Raw genomic sequence first — 18,364 nt, forward strand, 5'->3', positions numbered from 1 at the left:
TTTCCTCCGCCCTGATGCCGGTCTATTCTTGATATAACTTCTCTTTCAAAGCGGCGGCATTGGTCGCGTCTCGTTCCTCCAACCGCTTCCAGACAAGGTCATGTGCAGACTTCCGGTGCATAGCGGGATCAGGCACGTCAACGGTTCCCAGGCCCGCATCGTGCAGAATTTGCAGCTCCTTCTCGGCGATGGCAGCGAAATCCTTCTGGGTTTGTTTCTCGTGCTCGATCGCTGCAGTAGTGATAATGTTTCTCGCTTCGTCGGACAGCCCATCCCACTTCGCAGAGTTCATCATGATGACGAGATCAAGTTGCCATACCGGGGGCGCGACACGGTATTTTAGAAACTTGTGAACGCCGATGTCGGTGAAGCTGATCGCGGGCCAACCAAGCCCCTTCACGACTCCCCGCTCGAGAGCCGTGAACATGTCCGAGGTTTGCAGCATGACATTATTGGCCCCCAGGCTCTCAAACCATTCGCGGTATGCAGGTGTCGAGCGCATCTGAATGCCGGTAAGATCGAGGGCTCCATTATCGGCAAATTTCGGTTTATCGACGAGGTAGATGTAAAAAGGGATATTGCCGCTTTGCCAGCCAATGAATTCGGTATTCAACTTCTTGCGCCATATGCGGTTCAAGAGTGCCGTCGCTCCGTTACTGCGCGCCTCCACGGGACCGATCGTGGCGCCGAAAAGCGCATCCGCCTCTGGCACTGTGCCGTTGTAATAGGATGCAGGCCCCATCTGGATATCAAAGACCCCGTTGCGCAGGGCCGTATCCTGTTGTTGTGGCGGTATCACTTCAGGGCCGCCCACGAGCTGGATCGAGACGACGCCCTCGCCGTTCTCGTTCACGCGATCGATAAATGCCTTGAATTGCTTGGTAAACTCGAGATTCGCGGGAAATGCCGAGATGGCGCGAAGCACGACCCCTTCCGCACGCGTTGCAGCGGAAAGAGATGACAACATTGCGAGCGCTATTCCGGCGCACAATAGATGACGCATTGGTTTCCTCCCTTGTCGGCCTTATCCTCCAGCCGTACCGCAACGAATAAGCTGCTCACGCCTAGAAGAAAAATATATTATCCCCTTCGACGCATATCCTGGGAGCTATGAGTGAGCGTAGAATCCACGAACTCCTCAAGTGCAACAAATGATCTCATCACAAATGCCCGGAACAATCTGGAGATATTCACGCGGTCTCCTCGGCAGCTGGATGTTTCGGGCAAGACAGTGAAGTCAAAACGGCCGGGCGAGCAGTGCAACTACTTCATAATCTCTGACGAGATAGCTCCGTCGAGACCTGTCGTTCCGTAAAGCCAGGCAACTGAATCATGCCAGTCCTCAGCGGTTTTCGCGCGCATCATCGCATTGCGAAGCCGCGCATGGGCGCCAGAGGGATGATAGATGTGTTGACCAATCTCACGTGATTGAAGCTGAACGCGCGCCGTTCGAAGTGCTCGCTTCGAGTTATAGGCTAGCAGAGCGGCTTCGATGCTCCCTTCGTTTTCCTCCAACTCTGCCGCAAGGCAGACGGCGTCCTCCATGGCCATGCACGCTCCCTGGGCAAAATATTGCAGCATCGGATGTGCCGCATCACCCAGCAGAGCAACCCGCTCATCAACCCAATTTGACACGGGATCCCGGTCACAAAGAACCCAGAGTTTCCAGTCTTTGCCGCGCTCGATGACCTGGCGAGCGACCGGAGCCACATGCGCGAAACCCTTTGCAACCTCTTCCTTCGTGACCGGCAGGCCCGCGACGGGTTCAGCTGCGTCGTTATGATAGGTCACCACCAGATTGAAGGTCTTCCAACCGGAAAGGGGATAGTGCACAATATGGCATTTGGGCCCAGCCCAAAGGGTTGCCGCGTTCCAACGCAGGTCCTCGGGCATGTCCTCGATCGGAATGACGGAACGATAAGTGGTATGCCCCGAAACACGAGGGGCGCCATCACCGACAAGCTTGCGGCGTATGTTCGACCAGAGTCCATCGGCCCCAATCAGAGCCCTACCGACAACTGCTTCACCATTGGCCAAAAATGCTGTGACACTGGAGCCATCCTGATCATAGGTCTTCACCTCGGACCCGGTGCGTAGCTCAATCAACGGGTTTTCCTGGCACGCTCGCAGAAAGACGCCGAAGAGTTCGCCACGATGGACGACTGCGTAGGGGTTTCCAAAGCGTGTGCGAAATGTATCGTCGAGCGGGATACGGGTGACTTCTTCACCGGTCATTGCATCCATGAAGCGCAAGCTGTCGATGTATACGGCCATGCGCCGCGCCATGTCGCCGACGCCGAGATAGTCGAAAGCGTGGAAGGCATTTGGCCCAAGCTGAATACCTGCGCCGATTTCGCCAAGTTGTGGCGCCTTCTCCAGAACTATGGAACGATACCCCTTGCGGGCGAGGCCGAGGGCTGCTGCAAGGCCGCCAATGCCACCTCCGGCGATGATGATGGGAAGCTGTTCGGACATGGTATTTCCTCCACAAGCAGCCCGTGCCTTCGCAACGGGCAAAATTCTCTTTCATTCGCTGTCGGATTGACGGGACGGATGTGCGGACGCAAAGGCCGGTAGCGCATCGCAGGCACGTCCGATTTCGATGAGGCGCGGCATGGCCGAGAGGTCGACACCGAAGCGGTTTGCGGAATAGAGTTGCGGGACGAGGCAGATGTCCGCGAGGCCCGGGCGCGCTCCAAAAGCAAAAGGCCCGGAACGATCTGCCTTCGTCAGCAGAGCTTCGCAAGCGGCAAGCCCGTCGCCGATCCATCGGCGACACCAGGCGTCGAGTGCTTCCTGCGGTTGATTGAGTTCTGTCCTCAGGTAATCCAGCACCCGCAGATTTTGCAGCGGATGGATATCGCAGGCGATCGCCAGCGCGAAGGCTCGGACTTGGGCGCGGCCAATCGAATCCGCCGGCAGGAGCGGTGGCTCGGGAACCGTTTCATCCAGCCATTCGACAATCGCAAGCGATTGCGTGAGAACCGCACCGTCGACCTCAAGGGTCGGCACGAGGGCTTGAGGATTGAGCGTTCGGTAAGCTGGCGCCTTCTGTTCACCGCCATCCCGCCGCAGATGGACGGAGACGGTATCGTAGGAAACGCCTTTTAGGTTACAGGCGATGCGGCAACGATAGGCTGCCGAACTGCGAAAATAGCCGTGCAGAATCACGCTTCGGCCTCCCCGATCGTCAGGGACACTGGGGGAAGACCGTCGATTTCCCCGACGACGACATTGCCCGGCATAACGGCTCCAACCCCCGCAGGTGTACCCGTGAAGATGAGGTCGCCGGCATCAAGATGGTAGAAGCCCGACAGGTGCGCGATGATTTCGGGCACAGACCAGACGAGATCGGAAAGACGCGCGTCCTGGCGAGTCGCGCCATCCACGTCAAGGCGGATGCGTTGTTCTCCAACAACGCCGAAGTCGGTTGCCTTGACGATGTCCGACACCACCGCCGACTGTTCGAAGTCCTTGCCTAAATCCCACGGTCGCCCCTTGGCGCGCGCATCAAGCTGCAGATCGCGGCGCGTCATGTCGAGCCCGGCGGCATAGCCGTAGATGGCAGGCTCAGTCTCGTCCGGGCGGAGGCGGAAGGCTGGCCTGCCGATGGCGACCACCAGTTCCATCTCATAGTGAAAATTTGCGGTGCCCGGTGGATAAGGTAAAGTCAGCCCGCTGCTCACGGTCGATAGCGGCGACTTCAGAAAGTAGAAAGGCGCCTCGCGGTCGACCTCCACCCCCATTTCTTTGGCATGCTCTGCATAGTTGCGGCCGACACAGAATATGCGATGAACGGGATAGGTTGCCTCTTCTCCAAGGACAGCGATGGAGGGAAACGCCGGAGACGGAAACAGTTTGCGGGACGTCATTGATGTTCTCCTGTCTGAGGCGCCCGCGCGGCGCCATGGAATTGCCTGCCGAGGCGTGGTTAGCTCGGTTGATGGTTCGTACTGATGCTCGTTGAGTGGATCTCGCCCGGGACGTCGCTTAATCGGCCGCCATTTCCGAGAGCCACGGCACTGAGCCAAAGCGTGACGGCGCGTTCGCGAACCATCTGCCTCGGCGTCACCCGGCGGCCCGTCAGCGAAACGACCGAACGGTCCCATGCCGCATCTGTCAGATCACGCCATTCGACATTGAGATGCGCCTGGGAATGCTCGAAGAGGTAGCGCAACGCGTGGGCCGGAAGGCAGGCGCCCAGCACCTCGTCGTCGGGCTCCTGTTCGGGGTCACCAAGACTTTCCTCCCCGCGTCCTTCGCGCGCGGCTTCTGCGATACGCGCCATCGCTCGGGCCTCGTACCCGACACGAGCGACAATCAACCGACGACCGATCCCGCTCAGGGACGAACTGCCGTCGAGCGCCACGTCGTCGAGTTCGTTAAGCTTGCGGGCGAAATAGGCCGCTCCCCTTCGCGCCAGGAGAAGGTCAGAAGCCGGGGCGGCGGCTGAATCATACCGTGCGCCCTTGCCTTGCCGAACCCGGAGCGCGGCGAGCGCCTCCCGCTCGTCTTGCGGCCGCTCTTTCGCGCTCATCTCGGTTCTTCCTCAATGAACACGCGGTCGAAATGCAGGCGTTCCATGATCGGTGCATCGGAAAAGCGGAAGAGATCGAACCGCGTTTCGGCCTGCAAGAACCAGGGTGTCCAGGAAGGCACGACGAACAGATCACCAATATCCAGCTGGTGTTCCATGCCGCCGAGCACAACCGAGCCGCGACCGTCGAACACCTGAAAGACAGAAGATCCCACCTCGCGGCGCGGTGGCGTCTGCGCGCCCGCCCTCAGCCGGTGAAACTCGGCGCGAATGGTCGGCATGACGTCGCCGCCGGTCGTTGGATTGACGAAGCGTATGGCGGCATGGCCCTGTCCGACCGTAGCGGGCTGGCCTTCATCCTCCAGAAGGAGCTGCTCGGTCAGCGCCCTGTCCGTGTTCTCCCAGCGGTAGGCGCCGATCGGCGAGCTGACGGTGTTCTGCAAGCCGGACAGCGGACGCAGACCTGGATGGCACCACAGGCGCTCGCCGCGCGAGAAACGCGGCGTCGCATAGTCCGTCACCCGCTCAGAACCGAACTCGAAGAAGCCGACATCGTTCTGGTAGGAAAAGGGAATATCCAACCCGTCGATCCAGGCCATCGGCTGGTCGGTGTCGTTGTGATGCCCATGGAAATGCCATCCCGGCGTGAGCAGGAAATCACCGCGACTCATGCGAACAGGGTCGCCATTCACCACTGTCCAGACTCCTTCGCCTTCCACCACGAAACGGAAAGCATTCTGGGCATGACGATGTTCGGGTGCGGTTTCCCGCGGCCCGAGATACTGGATCGCCGCCCAGAGCGTCGGGCTCACATAGGCGTTGCCATCGAGGCCAGGGTTTGCCAGTCCGAGCGCTCGTCTTTCGCCGCCGCGTCCAACGGGCACAAGATCGCCGGAGCGCTTTGCCAGCGGATAAAGGTTGGCCCATTTCCAAACATGCGGCACGGCCCTCGGTTTGGGGTGCATCGGCATGAGATTCCCGAGCTGCGTCCATAGGGGTTTCAGATGCTCGCGTTCGAAGCCCGCATAGAGTTTGCGCAGTTCCGGCGTATCGTCCGGCTGCATGGCGTTCTTGACCGCCGCGTGATCCTTCATCGTCATGATGTTCCTCCTCCTGTTCACCGGCCTGAGCGCCGGGCACGGGCCTGCTCGACCCAGAGGTCCCAGGGCCGATGAACCTGCGCTTCGATGTTCTCGGCTGCCGCGCGGCATTCCCCCTCGGTGAGATAGACGACCTCACCGAGCTTGCTGGCATCCATCAGGTAGCGGGCATTGAGTTCAGCATAGATTGCCCGATAGACCGCGCGCTGGATGCTGTCGGCGACGACGGTGGAACCATGGCCGCGCATCAGCACGATATCGCTGGCATCGAACTTCTCGGCGAGCGCGCGCCCGAGATGGTTGTTACTGACAAGCAGGTCGGTCGCGTCGCCGCCCGCCTCACGGATCTCGTAGACCGGCACATTCTGACCGACGAAACCGGCCATGTGGAACACGGCCTTCATGCGGAAGTTCTTGGCGATGCTGAACGGTACAATGGCGTGGGAATGGCTGTGCACCACGGCCTTGACGTCAGGCCGGCGACGGTAGATTTCGCCGTGGATAAAGCGTTCGAGATAGACCTTGCGGCCAGCAGCGTCGACCGCATCGCCATCGAGCGTGAATTCGACGATATCCTCTCGGCTCACACGGCCCGGCGCCATGTTGCGGGCAAGCAGGAACCGGTCCGGCCGCTTGTCATGACGGACGCTGACATGGCCGAAGCCATCAACCACGCCTTGATCGAAAAGGATATGGTTGGCCGCGACCAGGTCCTCGATCAGTTGTGGGGATGGTGGTGGCGCCGCCTCGGCAGTGTCGGTAATCGCGACGGCGATGGGCTGATGCGGATTGTCAGGCGAACACATGAGCGTAATCCTTGGCAAGTCTATGAAAACAGATCGACTTCTTTCCGGCCCGGCCGATCAGCCGAGCATGATGTTGATCGTCTTCGCTTCGGTGTAGGACAGCATCTCCTCGATGCCCTCTTCGCGACCGACGCCGGAATTTTTCATTCCGCCGAAGGGAACGCCGAGGAAATGGTTGGAGCAGCCGTTGATCCACATATGACCTGAACGCACGCGGCGCGCGACGTTGAGCGCGTTTTTGATGTCGTTGGTCCAGACGGCGCCCGTCAGGCCGTATTCCGTGCTGTTGGCGAGCGCGACGGCCTCTTCCGTAGTCTTCCAGCGACCGACCGACAGAATCGGACCGAAGACCTCTTCCTGCCAGAGCCGCATGCCGGGCTTGATGTCGGCATAGACCGTCGGCTCGACCCAGAAACCCTTTTCGAAGCCGCGCCCTGCAGGTCGCTTGCCTCCGGTCATCAGTCGCGAACCGTCGTGACGGGCTGTTTCGAAGAAGGACAGCACCTTGTCGTACTGCACACGGGAGTTCAGCGGTCCCATATCGGAGGCCGGATCGGCGGGGTCGCCGACCTTCAGTGCTGCAACGCGTTCGACCACGCGCGCCAGCACGGCATCGTGAATATCCTCGTGCAACAGAAGGCGGCTGGTCGAACCGCAGGACTGCCCCTGCCAAGTAAAGTTCATGCCCCGAACGGCGGCGGCGGCGATCACGTCGGGATCCATGTCCGGAAACGCGATCAGCGGGTTCTTGCCACCCAGTTCCAACGTGACGTGCTTGACCGCGACCTCGGCGGCTGCCCGCTGGATCGCACGCCCGGTCACAGGAGAGCCAATGAAAGCGATGCGCTTGATATCGGGATGGCGCACAATCGCGTCTCCAACAGTGGCGCCAGTTCCTGTCAGAACGTTAAACACGCCGGGTGGCAACGCCTCGCGCGCAACTTCCGCCAGGACGAGGGCAGAGAGAGGGCTGGTTTCCGGCGGTTTGACAATGACAGCATTGCCGGCGGCAAGTGCCGCGGCGGTGCGGGCGACAGCAAACATCAGCGGATGATTGAACGGCGCGATCCGGGCGACAACTCCATAAGGCTCGCGTAGCGTGAGATGCAGGTTCTCGGCGGTTGCCGGAATGGTCTCGCCCTTCAATTCATGGATGAGGCCTGCATAATAATCCAAGCTCTCCACAGCCATGCCGACATCGCCGCGCATCGGCGTGATGGTGTTGCCGGTATCTGCAACTTCGACTTGGAGTATCTCTTCTGCCCGCGCTTTCAGTGCTGCGCCGAAGGCTCGCAGGCGCCCCCCGCGTTCTGCGGGTGTCAACGCGGCCCAAGTGGGCCACGCGGCTTCCGCTGCCGCAACTGCACGGGCGACGTCGTCGCGTGTGCCGCGCGGAGAGCGGCCGATGATTTCCTCGGTCGCGGGATTGATGGAGTCGTCGAATTCCCCGGTCGAGCCGTGCACCAGCTCGCCACCGATCAGCATACGATCGGATGCGGTCACGTAAGCCATGACAATGTTTCCTGTTAATGTGTGGCGCCGGGCGCCATCGGATCGTCAGTGTGTGATCATGCCGCCATCGACATTCAGAAGCTGGCCGGTCACCCAGCGCGCCTGTCGCGAGAGCAGAAATGCAATAGCGTCCGCAATGTCATCCGGGCCGCCGGCCCGTTTGAGGCACTGTTGCTCGATCATCGCTTCCTTCTGCGCCGGTGTGACGGTTGCCCGCTCCACTTCGGTAAACGTTGGGCCCGGCGTCAGCGTATTGACACGCACGCCGAAGGCGCCCAGTTCGCGCGCCATTGCCCGGGACAGGCCCATGACGCCAGCTTTTGACGAGACATAGTGGGCGTAGTTCGGCCGTCCGAAATGAATGGTCGAGGACGCAATATTGACGACCGATCCTTCACCGGAAGCCACCAGGGCCTCGCGAGCCGCGCGCGTCATATTGAATACGCCCTTCAGGTTGACAGCCTGCACGCGGTCCCATTCTTCACTTGGGATGTCCCAGAAGGGACGCATTTCAAGCGTCGAAAAGATGGAGGCATTGTTCACCAGGCCGAAGACGCCGCCAAAGGCGTCCGTGGCCGCTTGAATGGTGGCGCGGCAGCTCTCCTCGCTGGCGACATCCGTTCGAACGAAGAGCCGGCGACCGGTGCCAGGTGACGCCTCAACCGCGACGGCCTCGCCCTTTTCGGCATTCCAGTCGGCGATCAGGACATCGACGCCCTCGGCCACCAGGCTCAGCGCCAGCCGCCGGCCGATCCCCTGCGCCGCACCGGTGACGACAACAGCGCCGTTTTCAGGATAACGATTCATAACTTTCTCCCAGTCAGGCCGCAGCGTCAGTTTTGTCGGTTATGTCGAGCAGGCATGTGACGAGTGACGCCTCCCCCTTGCGCACGGTTTCGGCTTCAAGCAGGGAGCCGCAGTCGGTGCAGACATGTTCGCGCAGTTCCAGATCCGCGTGGGTGCGAATGTGCTGGCCATAGGACGAGGGCTCCACGCGATAGCAACGCGCCCGCACCTTCCAGTTTTCGTCGGTAGGGCCGAGATCGCAGCCGCAGCCACACCTGAACCTGCCGTTCGCGGCCTGCATCTCGCCCGCACTCGCAAGCCTTCGCGGTGCGTCGCCGCCAAGCCGTCGGGTCCGGATCGCATGGCGCTCAGCCTCAGTTTCGGAAGCGGCAACCTGATCGTTCACGATGATTACGCCATATTGCTCACGCGCAGCCTCGATGCTCACATGACCGTTCAGGACATCTGCCAGCACCGCGGCTGGATCACGTTTCAGGGGGTCGCCGTAGCCACCACCGCCTTGGAAGGCGTATCCGAGCACGTCGCGCTGGCTGAGTCCCATCCGACCCGGCTTCGGCCCCAGGTGTTCGACGCCCGCATCCAGAAGCTCTGCGATGTTTCCGGCAAGGCTGGCAATTGTCGCCGGATCACCGGCGTCACGAAGCAGGACATTGCGACCGCACGCGCCCGGCAAGCCACCGAACTGACCGGCCGAATTGGGAACTTCGACGCCATGGCCGAGCATCATCGCCTGCAATCCGTCCGTGCCATAGGGAACGATGGCAAGGGCTGTGCCCGCACCACCTCGCTGTCGGCCCGGCCCGCCAGTATCGCGAACAAAGGAACGGAACAGGTAAAGAAACGGTCCATTGCCTTCGTTCGCCTCGACATTGGCGATGGCGGGGCGCGGGACACAATAGTCGCCAGAACCGTCGAGGCCGTCGTGGTCCGGAAATGCACCGCCGCCGCCGGCCGTCGAGTCAAGCAGGAACGTGCCGAATAGGGCACCGTCACGGTCCTTGCCTGCGAGCGTCATCACCATCATATGGCCCTTGGTCACCGCCTGGCCTTCATTGCGGTGCTCCGGCGAGCAGGCGACCATGCGTGACAGGGCCGCGACCACGACGTTCTGCACGATCCAAGCCGTCGAAATCGTTCCCGAGGAAATCGGAGCCGGCCATGTCGCGTTGCACAGAATGCCTTCGGGTGCGACGAAGTCGACGGCCCGCATGATGCCCTCGTTCCAGCGGATACGCGGCGCGAGAATGGGCAGGAGTCCGGTCAACGCTGCCCCACGCATGCCGGAGGCGGTGCAGTTGATGAAACCCGGCGCCTGCGGCGAGGTCCCGGTCATGTCGAGAGTGAGCCGGTCGCCTTTCTTGGTGGCCGTCACGCAAACCTGGTAGAGCACGTTGTCGTGGCCATCGTGCTCAATGTAATCGCGGGCGCGGAACACGCCGTCGGGTAGGGACGACAGCACCTGCCGTACCTGCCGCTCGGAGCTGGCGATCTCCTCGCGCATGATGGAGTCGACGACATCACCGCCATAGCGGTCCATCAGTTCGACAAGCCGGCGCACGGCAACGTTGTTGGCCGCGATCATTGCCTTGAGGTCGAGGCCGAGCACATGGGGCAAGCGTGTCATCCCCATGATCATCTGCCAGAGGTCCTGGCGCAGGACGCCGCCTTCGACGATCCGGATACCAGGCAGCAGCATCGCTTCCTGCTGGATCTCGGTGGCGCCGATCGCCCAGGAGCCGAAGCTCATCCCGCCGACGTCGAGCTGGTGAGCGCAGGAGCCTGCCCAGGCGACATGCCGGCCATTGTGGAAGACCGGCGCGACGATGGAAACATCCGGCTGGTGAATCGCACCGCGATAGGGGTCGTTGAGGATGAACATATCCCCTTCGCCAATCCCGGGGTTTTCCGAGAAGTTCTCGTTTATCGAGCGGATCACCGAGGACATCGTCCCGGTATGGAAAAGAACCTGTGGTCCCATCGTCACGATCGAACCGTCGGCAAGGTAGAGCCCGTTGTTGAAGTCCGTCGCCTCAGTGACAACGGGCGAGCCGGAAACAGACTTCAGGGTGATTGCCTGCTCTTCGGTGATCGCCTGGAGTTTGTTGCGCACGACCTCGAAAGTGATCGGATCGATGGTGTTCTTGTCGGTCGCGGCCATGTCAGATCTCCTCCCGCTGCTCGATGGTGATGTTGGAATGGCTGTCGAGCTGCGCGACCTGGCTCGCCGCTACGAAGACCGAGGTTTCGGGATGCTCGATGACGGCTGGTCCCTCCACGGTGAACCCCGTGGGTAGGTCACGCCAGTTGTAGACGGCGCAATCCATGCGGCGCCCGACCACCGGCTCAAAGATCGAGCGTCTGCCCGCCGTCGGCGCCTCGGTCGGCGTTCGCAGGGCAATTTCCGGACGGCGCGTCTTGCCGAAAGCTTCAATGCGGATATTCGTCAACTCTATCCCTGCTTCACGGAACGCCGAGCCTTTGCCGTAGGTCTGCTCATAGGTCTGTTCGAAGCTGTCGACGAGGCTTGCGATCGCAGCGTCGGTGACGGCGCCGTCGTCCAACGGAATGATCAGATCATTGGTCTGTCGCCGGTAGCGCAGGTCCGCTGTGCGCACCAGGCTGACATCCGACGCCGTGACACCGGCCCGGCTCATGGCTTCGAGGCACTCGATTTCAAGTTCCGCGAGGGTTGCGGCGATACGGCCGGCTTCCAGCCCTTCGCCAAGCGGTCGAGAACCCCCACCGCCGCGCATGAGAAGCGCCCGTTCGGTGGAAAACTGCAAATCGGCAGCTAGCGCCCCATAGGCGGAGTGCGCCATCGATGTGACGGGCACCACCATTTTCGACACGCCAAGCTCCGCGCCGTAGCCCGCGCAGTGCACGGGGCCCGCGCCACCATAGGCAAAGATCACGAAGTCCCGCGGATCGAATCCGCGGCCGATCGTCACCTCGCGTAATGTATCGGCCATCTGCGAGTCGACGATCCGGCGAATGCCGGCGGCCGCCTCTTCGACGGAAAGGCCGAGGGGTTTGGCGATGTACGTCTCAATCGCGGTGAGAGCGGCCACGCGATCAAGCTTCATCTTGCCGCCGAGGAAGGTCTCGGGATCGATAACGCCAAGAACGACATCGGCATCAGTGACGGTCGGCAACGTGCCGCCACGACCATAGCAAGCAGGGCCCGGCCATGCGCTGGCGCTATCGGGACCCACGCGGAGTTGGCCGTCGATGACGCGCGCGATGGAACCACCTCCAGCGCCGATGGCCCGCACCTCGATCATCGGAGTTGCGATATGGAATCCGCCAGCTTCGTGGTTGGTCGACATCAACGGCTTGTCGTCGACGACAATGGCGACGTCGAACGAGGTGCCACCCATGTCCGTGGTGATGAGATTGCGGTAGCCGAGCTTCTTGGCGAGATGAACCGAACCCATGACACCGCCGGTCGGTCCTGATGTGACGAGGGTGACCGGTCGCCGGGACGCTTCGGCAACAGGCATGACGCCGCCGGCCGAATTCAGGATTGAAAAGGCTCCCTTGAAACCCTTGCGGCGCAGCATCTGCTCGATACCGTCAAGATAGGAGACGACTTTCGGCGCGAGATAGGAATTAAGTGCAGCGGTTGCGGTCCGCTCATATTCGCCGAGAACCGGCGCAATCTCGCTCGAAAGGCTGACATAGGCTCCCGGTGCTTCCTCGCGAATGATCCGCGCGACAACCCGTTCGTGCTCGGGGTTACGAAACGCCCACAGAAAGGCAACTGCGAACGTCTGTACGCCCTCTGCAACGAGCGAACGGACCGCTGTGCGGACTTCGTCCTCATCGAGCGGCACCAGGATCGTGCCGGCATGATCGACGCGCTCGCGCACCTCTCGCACCAACTGCCGTGGCACGATCGGTTGCGGATAACGCCGCCGCGAGTACCAGCCGAGCCGGTCAACCGGAACGCCAGCAGTAAATCCCATCAACCGCTGGATTGCCAGCGTGTCGCCGAAACCGCGCGTGGCAATCAGGCCAGTCCGCGCACCATCCCGCTCAATGACGGCATTGGTCGCCTGTGTCGTGCCGTGGCCAAATGCGGTGACCTTGGCCAAGAGCTCCTCGCCCGACATGCCCCGCTGCCGGGCCGCATCTTCGACTGCATTGAAGACACCGACTTCCAGTTCGCCGGGCGTCGATAGGGCCTTCGTTGTCACCAGGTCGCCGTTCTCGTCCAGCATGACGAGGTCCGTGAACGTCCCTCCGATATCCACTCCCAGAAACATTCCGCTCCTCCCGAATTGGCTGCGCACTCCGCCGAATCCCCCGCGCCATACGGCACAGCCTCATCAGTCTTCGGCGAATGCGTCCGCGGAATCTGTGGAACCGCGGTTAAGGAGGATAGTATCTATCGCGTTGGGGCCTATCCAATATATAATTTCACCAAAACCATAGCCATTTTCGTATGGTTCTGGTTCGGACGGAGGCGGCTGGGTAGCAACCTACTTGATAAATGACCTGAGCCCGGCGGTCTCAAAACCGGATGGAGGCTGGCCATCCTCCGCGGAGTTGCGGACAAACTCCATCAAGCTGGACTGAAAATCGGAAAAGCTTTTGTCCCGTCTGCTCACAAGAAAGACAGGGACAGAAAGATCGACACCCGGCGTCGCGATACGACGAAGGATACCGCGCTCGCATTCGTCTCGCACCGATGTCTCCATGACGAAGGCAACGCCTGCATGAGCACGGACTGCCTGTTTCATGGCTTCAGGATGCCCAAGCTCGAGAACGACTTGCCGACCAATGATGCCATGGGCGCGCAGTGCATCCTCCTCCAGTTCCCGGCGAACCTGATTGCGCGGGGAAGATACGAAGGGAAGCGCAGCTATTTCCTCTGGCGACACCGATTCACCGACCAAGGTGCTACCAGCGGCTGCAACCAGTACGAGACGTTCGGTCCACAGACGTTCTACAGAAAGTCCGTCTACGTCATGGCGAGGATCGAGAATGCACACACCAAAGTCGCAGCTTCCGTCACGGACAGAGGCGGTGACGAGCTGGGGATTGGAAACAAGCAGTGTAACGTCACCTGTCGGGTGATTTTGACGAAACACGGAAAAAAGAGGTGGCAACACATAGGATGCGACGGTCATCGATGCAGAAACAATTGCCGTACCCAGTTCGGCCTCACCTGAAATGTTGAGTTCACGCTCCAATTCGCGGGTACGTGTTATGACCTCATTGGCCCATATGTGGACACGCCGACCGGCGGCTGTGAGTACCAGCCGCCTGCCACTGCGCTCGAACAACTTGACGCCGAGTTTGTCTTCGAGGAAGCGTAGATGCGCAGTTACGACGGGTTGTGCCACTGACATGCGTTCTGCGGTACGAGTGACGCTCTGCAACTCGCACACTGTGCAAAATATCTCGAGTTTGTGCAGCGTCGTCTGTGACGCAAATATCCGCTTCAACGCTCCCCTCCCTGACATAGTCCAGTGACTATATGTTGAAACCAATCATAGCCCCCTTCTGGGTATTCACAAACCTTTCATTGTTTTGCCCTTTCCGGGCAGCTTCCCTTGATGATTCAGCTCGACTTTCTGATCAATAAGGCTGCCATCAACCATGCAGGAGCGGTAATTGGAGTCCCTCTCGCGATCAGCTGAAAATATGAACGCGGATGCAGTAGCGGTGGGCTGTGAGCGCCAGGATCTGAATGGAATTCTGATCGAACACGCTCAAGAGCTTGCGACGAGCTTGGTTCTACGAGTAAACTCGGTGGGAGCCCCCTGCGGAATTCCACCAAGAGCGGCGACAGCGAGTGCTCCGGAAGCAACAATAACTGTATGCCACCGGCGGATGGCCGGGATGCGCTCATAAGGGAGCGATCAACCGTCCCGCAGAATGGCCAGTGCAGGTACAATCAAATGCACGATATGCATTAATGAACCTTTGGAGCGTGTGAGCACTGGAGCGTCAATAGAGTTGCCAATCATCAAGGGGAGACGCAATAGCTGTCCCGCCTGCCGAATCCTTTCGGTGCCGGGACGGTAGATATGCCGTACCGGACTCTGCGGCGTTATGCTGTAGCTGTCGTCTGGTCTTCGATTGCTGCCGCGGGGACGTTCTTCTTCAGGGACTCGATCGACTTCAGGGCAGATGCCTTCGCCGAATAGCCCTCGGAGCTGAACATGATCTCACCGTTCGAGGCGCGAAAACGAAACCGGTACTCGCCAGCCTTGTCCTGATAAACTTCGAATTTGTACATTTCAGATTTCCTTTTCGAGGTTACATCCAGCCAGTTCGGCTGCGAATTTTATCGTGAGAGGCTCAGCGGCTGCTGATCAGCTGGTTCCTGATCAGGCCGACGACGATCTGAACGATCGCTCCACCCACCCCGCCGCCGACGAGCTGGCCGAGGACCGCGCCTATATCGAGGCCTGCAGAAGCGTCCCCTGCGGCCGCGCCGAGGATAGAGCCCAACAGCGACCCGCCGCCGATACCACCGATCGCGCCAGCGATGAGATTGCCGAGGCTACCCAGATCAGACTCCTTGATAACCTTGCCGCCTGCGGTTCCCCCGACTGCCCCGCCAATAAGCTGGGCGAGAATTGTACCGATATCCATAATTCCACCTCCTCAAAATCAGACGTTGTTCCAATCGAGAGATAGCGATAAAACTTCAATGAAGACAAGCACCTAAAGAAGTCCCCTCAACTCAGCGATTGTTTGGGTAATGCAAATCGGGGCGGAAGTGGGGTGTTGCTGCTGTCTGCCGACCGTTTCCTTGTCGAAATCAGATCAGTATGTCGAAATCCAATCAAAATCGACGGCAGCTTTGTTCCGAAAATTTCGCAATGCTTTGAGGGATCGGAGCAATGAAATATTAGATTTGATGGACGCCTCTGCATGCCAGTCCGCCGATGATGAGGTGTCGTTGTCTTTTTGTTCGACGTCAATTCGAAGCATCAGCCATGGCATGGACGTCCGAAAGACATTTCCAGCCAGTGGCCTGGCAGTTGAACGAACCGGATGGAAGGACATGCAATGAAGCATTTAGTCTTGATAGCGGCCTCCGCCGCTTTCTTGAGTTGCGGCGTCCCAGGCTCCGCGACAGCACAGACCGCCGCAGAAACAAACCAGGCGCTTGATGCGTTGTTCGGCAGCCATGCAGCCTATCAGCAGTTTTTCGAGAAGCTGCAAAAAGCCATTGCCGCAAGCGACAAGCAGGCCGTCGCCTCGATGGTAGATTATCCGTTCCGCGCACGGATTGGGGGTAGGGCTGCCAAGATAACCGACGCCGCGCATTTTTTGGCCGACTACGACAAGATCATCACCACCAAGGTGAAGCAGGCCGTTCTCAAGCAGACCTACCCGACGCTGTTCGCCAATTGGCAAGGCGTGTCGATCGGTGACGGTGAGGTCTGGTTTTCCGGTGTTGGGGACAGCAACACCATCAGGATCACCGCGATCAACGACTGACACCTGATCGATGAAGGCCAATCCCGACGATAGCGGAGTCGCCCGTCGTCGACAATTTTGAGGGGTTCAAATGCTACGTTACCTGTTCATCGCTTCACTCGCACTCGGCTCGTCCTCGGCGGTTTCTGACGCTCGCGCGCAATCGACTGTCGAATGCCAGTCGAGGCATTATCAGTACGGTGAGTGCTGGGCCGGGCCGCTGAGCAAGCCGCAGCTCATTCATCAGACCTCCGGCAGCCCATGCATTCTGAACCGGACATGGGGCTACAATCCCCGCAGCAAATATATCTGGGTCGCGCAAGGTTGCTCAGGGATTTTCGCCGATGTCGGGGGTTACCATCATGGCCGCGGCGACACTTTTGATCCGAATGCCCGCATGTATGACCAACGCGGCCATGATGTTGGTGCGGTTGTCGGCGGCGCCATTCTCGGCGCTCTGATCGAGGGGATGGCGGATAGCAGTCACAACCGTCGGCACACAACGAGCAATTACCGGCGCGACGACGGCTATAATGGCTGTCACGGGGTCGGATGCATGGTCGATAATCCGGACGAGGTGATCGATACCAGACCGCAATTCGACAGGCAGGGAGAACCGAATTTTGACGTGCATGGCAACTACCAGGGCTGCCATGGCGCAGGTTGCCTCGTCGACGATCCAGGCGACGCTGAGTAATCTGGGAGGTCAACAACATGCATGCCAATCATATCCCGGCTAAAGCACTATTCGCGTTGCTGCTTGTGACCACCCCGGTCCATGCCAACGACACGAGTGCCGTGCTCGGCGCCGGCGGGCTGTCGCTGACGACTTCGGACCATATCGTGATGGCGAGTGAGGATCTCTATCTGTCGCCGAGCGAGGTTCGCATACATTACGTCTTTCGCAATGAAAGCGACCGGGACATCACCACAACGGTGGCCTTTCCCCTTCCAGACATCGATCAGAGCGCCTTTGCAACGGTGTTCCTGCCAGTTGAGGATCATGAGAACTTCGTTGGCTTCCAGGTGACCGCGGACGGAAAGTCCATCCATCCCAAGCTTGAGCAGAAGGCATTCACCGATAGCGGCGCCGATGTGACAACCGTGATCACGAAGGCCGGCCTGCCGGTCAATTCGAAACTGCCAGGGTGGGAAGACAAGGCGCGCGCCTTGCCGGAGAAAGTCTGGCGGGAGCTTGTGGCTCAGGGGTTTATTGAGGAGGAAGATCCGTCCGATCGATCGGCCGATTTCAGCGTCAACTGGAACCTGCGCGCGACCTTTCACTGGGAGCAGACTTTCCCTGCAGGGAAAGCTGTCGTCATACACCACCGCTACAAGCCCATCGTCGGTGGCACTTCGATTTTCTCGGACGAAGCGCAGTTCAAGGACTATGTACGTTACTGCCTCGATGACCAGGGCAAGGCGGGAGTCCGCCATCTACTGAAGCAGGCACAGGCCGCGGCGAAAGCCGATCCGGAAAAGCCGGCTGGAATCGCACCCAACGAATTGAGCTATGTGTTGACCACCGGCGCCAACTGGAAGGGACCGATCGGAGATTTTCATCTGACGATCGACAAGGAAAAGCCGCATGCGGTTCTTTCGCTTTGCATGAGCGGGCTCAACAAGACCGGGCCCACGACGTTCGAGATAAGGCGAAAAGACTTCACACCTACAGAGGACATCCGCTTCGTCGTTTTTGAGGGGCAATAGGCAACGTCGCCAGTTTATACTTGATGGTGAACAACAATTATCGAGGGACAAATTACAGTGTTGATCAGAAACTCAATAATTCTACTTTCCGCGTCAATTCTTCTGGCTGGCTGCACCAGCAGCAAGAAGCCATGGGTCAAAAGCGACGTCCCCCAATCCGAAACCGAACAGGCCATGGCAGAGTGCAAGTACCAGGCTGAGGCCGCCACGATCGGTATCGGATCGGGCGGACACTACAAGACCTATGAGAGCGCCATCGGCGCCGGTATCGCCAATGGCATAGAGCAGGAGCTGGACAGGGAAAAGCTGGTAGCGGATTGCATGAAAGCGAAAGGCTTCACCCAATAGCGGGCCGGGTTCCATTCTCGGGCACATCGCTGGCTATCTCATTCGATCATCGCCGGCGCAGCCAGTCGAGGCCTTCTCCGGGGAAAAGCTCTGATTCCTGGAAT

The 18,364-nt window shown here is 59.8% G+C and carries 18 protein-coding genes; 3 read left to right on the forward strand and 15 right to left on the reverse strand.

What is annotated here, in order from left to right:
* Nucleotides 1-22 precede the first annotated feature (22 nt).
* The 14 genes from dctP to AC0TNJ_RS13080 form a co-directional block, all read right to left on the reverse strand.
* Complete coding sequence (gene dctP / locus AC0TNJ_RS13015; RefSeq protein WP_473767951.1) at nt 23-1,003, reverse strand: TRAP transporter substrate-binding protein DctP; 981 nt, start codon at nt 1,001-1,003, stop codon at nt 23-25.
* A 260-nt stretch (nt 1,004-1,263) separates the two neighbouring features.
* Entirely contained in the window at nt 1,264-2,475 is a 1,212-nt protein-coding gene (locus AC0TNJ_RS13020) for a 3-hydroxybenzoate 6-monooxygenase (protein ID WP_473767950.1), read from the reverse strand.
* A gap of 51 nt (nt 2,476-2,526) precedes the next feature.
* On the reverse strand, nt 2,527-3,171 hold the full coding sequence (gene maiA, locus AC0TNJ_RS13025) for a maleylacetoacetate isomerase (protein WP_473767949.1): 645 nt from the start codon (nt 3,169-3,171) through the stop codon (nt 2,527-2,529).
* The gene (locus tag AC0TNJ_RS13030; RefSeq protein ID WP_473767948.1) at nt 3,168-3,872 is read right to left on the reverse strand and encodes a fumarylacetoacetate hydrolase family protein; all 705 of its coding nucleotides are present in this window, start codon (nt 3,870-3,872) and stop codon (nt 3,168-3,170) included. The genes maiA and AC0TNJ_RS13030 overlap by 4 nt, the downstream gene beginning before the upstream one ends.
* A 59-nt stretch (nt 3,873-3,931) precedes the next feature.
* Complete coding sequence (locus AC0TNJ_RS13035; RefSeq protein ID WP_473767947.1) at nt 3,932-4,537, reverse strand: maleylpyruvate isomerase N-terminal domain-containing protein; 606 nt, start codon at nt 4,535-4,537, stop codon at nt 3,932-3,934.
* Complete coding sequence (locus AC0TNJ_RS13040) at nt 4,534-5,637, reverse strand: cupin domain-containing protein (RefSeq protein WP_473767946.1); 1,104 nt, start codon at nt 5,635-5,637, stop codon at nt 4,534-4,536. Before AC0TNJ_RS13040 ends, AC0TNJ_RS13035 begins: the two co-directional genes overlap by 4 nt.
* Before the next feature lie 17 nt (nt 5,638-5,654).
* Nucleotides 5,655-6,443: a class II aldolase/adducin family protein gene (locus tag AC0TNJ_RS13045; protein ID WP_473767945.1), complete on the reverse strand. Its 789-nt coding sequence runs from the start codon at nt 6,441-6,443 to the stop codon at nt 5,655-5,657.
* A 57-nt stretch (nt 6,444-6,500) separates the two neighbouring features.
* A complete protein-coding gene (locus AC0TNJ_RS13050) occupies nt 6,501-7,955 on the reverse strand; it encodes an aldehyde dehydrogenase family protein (protein ID WP_473767944.1) in 1,455 nt (484 codons plus the stop codon).
* Between the two features lie 45 nt (nt 7,956-8,000).
* Complete coding sequence (locus AC0TNJ_RS13055) at nt 8,001-8,762, reverse strand: SDR family NAD(P)-dependent oxidoreductase (RefSeq protein WP_151572790.1); 762 nt, start codon at nt 8,760-8,762, stop codon at nt 8,001-8,003.
* A 13-nt stretch (nt 8,763-8,775) separates the two neighbouring features.
* Nucleotides 8,776-10,920, reverse strand: a complete 2,145-nt coding sequence (locus AC0TNJ_RS13060; RefSeq protein WP_473767943.1) for a hydantoinase B/oxoprolinase family protein — start codon at nt 10,918-10,920, stop codon at nt 8,776-8,778.
* Nucleotide 10,921: 1 nt separating this feature from the next.
* Nucleotides 10,922-13,027 carry a hydantoinase/oxoprolinase family protein gene (locus AC0TNJ_RS13065; protein ID WP_473767942.1) on the reverse strand — a complete coding sequence of 702 codons (2,106 nt, stop codon included), beginning with the start codon at nt 13,025-13,027 and terminating at the stop codon, nt 10,922-10,924.
* Nucleotides 13,028-13,243: 216 nt separating this feature from the next.
* On the reverse strand, nt 13,244-14,230 hold the full coding sequence (locus tag AC0TNJ_RS13070) for a LysR family transcriptional regulator (RefSeq protein ID WP_473767941.1): 987 nt from the start codon (nt 14,228-14,230) through the stop codon (nt 13,244-13,246).
* A gap of 590 nt (nt 14,231-14,820) precedes the next feature.
* Complete coding sequence (locus tag AC0TNJ_RS13075; protein ID WP_265613400.1) at nt 14,821-15,009, reverse strand: YegP family protein; 189 nt, start codon at nt 15,007-15,009, stop codon at nt 14,821-14,823.
* A 62-nt stretch (nt 15,010-15,071) separates the two neighbouring features.
* Nucleotides 15,072-15,368 (reverse strand): hypothetical protein, encoded by a 297-nt coding sequence (locus AC0TNJ_RS13080; protein WP_473767940.1) that lies wholly within the window; start codon nt 15,366-15,368, stop codon nt 15,072-15,074.
* 405 nt (nt 15,369-15,773) lie between these two features.
* On the opposite strand from AC0TNJ_RS13080, the gene AC0TNJ_RS13085 reads away from it, so the two are divergent.
* The 3 genes from AC0TNJ_RS13085 to AC0TNJ_RS13095 all read left to right on the forward strand — a co-directional run bounded on the left by AC0TNJ_RS13085 (nt 15,774) and on the right by AC0TNJ_RS13095 (nt 17,912).
* Complete coding sequence (locus AC0TNJ_RS13085; protein WP_473767939.1) at nt 15,774-16,223, forward strand: hypothetical protein; 450 nt, start codon at nt 15,774-15,776, stop codon at nt 16,221-16,223.
* 70 nt (nt 16,224-16,293) lie between these two features.
* The gene (locus AC0TNJ_RS13090) at nt 16,294-16,899 is read left to right on the forward strand and encodes a DUF3011 domain-containing protein (RefSeq protein WP_473767938.1); all 606 of its coding nucleotides are present in this window, start codon (nt 16,294-16,296) and stop codon (nt 16,897-16,899) included.
* A gap of 17 nt (nt 16,900-16,916) precedes the next feature.
* On the forward strand, nt 16,917-17,912 hold the full coding sequence (locus tag AC0TNJ_RS13095) for a DUF4424 domain-containing protein (protein ID WP_473767937.1): 996 nt from the start codon (nt 16,917-16,919) through the stop codon (nt 17,910-17,912).
* A 93-nt stretch (nt 17,913-18,005) separates the two neighbouring features.
* On the opposite strand, the gene AC0TNJ_RS13100 is transcribed toward AC0TNJ_RS13095, so the two are convergent.
* Entirely contained in the window at nt 18,006-18,275 is a 270-nt protein-coding gene (locus AC0TNJ_RS13100) for a hypothetical protein (protein WP_473767936.1), read from the reverse strand.
* Nucleotides 18,276-18,364: the final 89 nt, after the last annotated feature.

The organism is Ochrobactrum sp. PL_is483, assembly GCF_055816855.1.

Excerpts from the sequence above, each read along its gene's own strand:
- AC0TNJ_RS13040 (WP_473767946.1), bottom strand. The coding sequence starts at position 5,637 with ATGACGATGAAGGATCACGCGGCGGTCAAGAACGCCATGCAGCCGGAC.
- AC0TNJ_RS13055 (WP_151572790.1), bottom strand. The coding sequence starts at position 8,762 with ATGAATCGTTATCCTGAAAACGGCGCTGTTGTCGTCACCGGTGCGGCG.
- AC0TNJ_RS13075 (WP_265613400.1), bottom strand. The coding sequence starts at position 15,009 with ATGTACAAATTCGAAGTTTATCAGGACAAGGCTGGCGAGTACCGGTTT.
- dctP (WP_473767951.1), bottom strand. The coding sequence starts at position 1,003 with ATGCGTCATCTATTGTGCGCCGGAATAGCGCTCGCAATGTTGTCATCT.
- AC0TNJ_RS13060 (WP_473767943.1), bottom strand. The coding sequence starts at position 10,920 with ATGGCCGCGACCGACAAGAACACCATCGATCCGATCACTTTCGAGGTC.
- AC0TNJ_RS13100 (WP_473767936.1), bottom strand. The coding sequence starts at position 18,275 with ATGGAACCCGGCCCGCTATTGGGTGAAGCCTTTCGCTTTCATGCAATC.
- AC0TNJ_RS13035 (WP_473767947.1), bottom strand. The coding sequence starts at position 4,537 with ATGAGCGCGAAAGAGCGGCCGCAAGACGAGCGGGAGGCGCTCGCCGCG.
- AC0TNJ_RS13070 (WP_473767941.1), bottom strand. The coding sequence starts at position 14,230 with ATGTCAGGGAGGGGAGCGTTGAAGCGGATATTTGCGTCACAGACGACG.
- AC0TNJ_RS13095 (WP_473767937.1), top strand. The coding sequence starts at position 16,917 with ATGCATGCCAATCATATCCCGGCTAAAGCACTATTCGCGTTGCTGCTT.
- AC0TNJ_RS13090 (WP_473767938.1), top strand. The coding sequence starts at position 16,294 with ATGCTACGTTACCTGTTCATCGCTTCACTCGCACTCGGCTCGTCCTCG.
- AC0TNJ_RS13020 (WP_473767950.1), bottom strand. The coding sequence starts at position 2,475 with ATGTCCGAACAGCTTCCCATCATCATCGCCGGAGGTGGCATTGGCGGC.
- AC0TNJ_RS13030 (WP_473767948.1), bottom strand. The coding sequence starts at position 3,872 with ATGACGTCCCGCAAACTGTTTCCGTCTCCGGCGTTTCCCTCCATCGCT.
- AC0TNJ_RS13045 (WP_473767945.1), bottom strand. The coding sequence starts at position 6,443 with ATGTGTTCGCCTGACAATCCGCATCAGCCCATCGCCGTCGCGATTACC.
- AC0TNJ_RS13080 (WP_473767940.1), bottom strand. The coding sequence starts at position 15,368 with ATGGATATCGGTACAATTCTCGCCCAGCTTATTGGCGGGGCAGTCGGG.
- AC0TNJ_RS13065 (WP_473767942.1), bottom strand. The coding sequence starts at position 13,027 with ATGTTTCTGGGAGTGGATATCGGAGGGACGTTCACGGACCTCGTCATG.
- AC0TNJ_RS13050 (WP_473767944.1), bottom strand. The coding sequence starts at position 7,955 with ATGGCTTACGTGACCGCATCCGATCGTATGCTGATCGGTGGCGAGCTG.
- AC0TNJ_RS13085 (WP_473767939.1), top strand. The coding sequence starts at position 15,774 with ATGGAAGGACATGCAATGAAGCATTTAGTCTTGATAGCGGCCTCCGCC.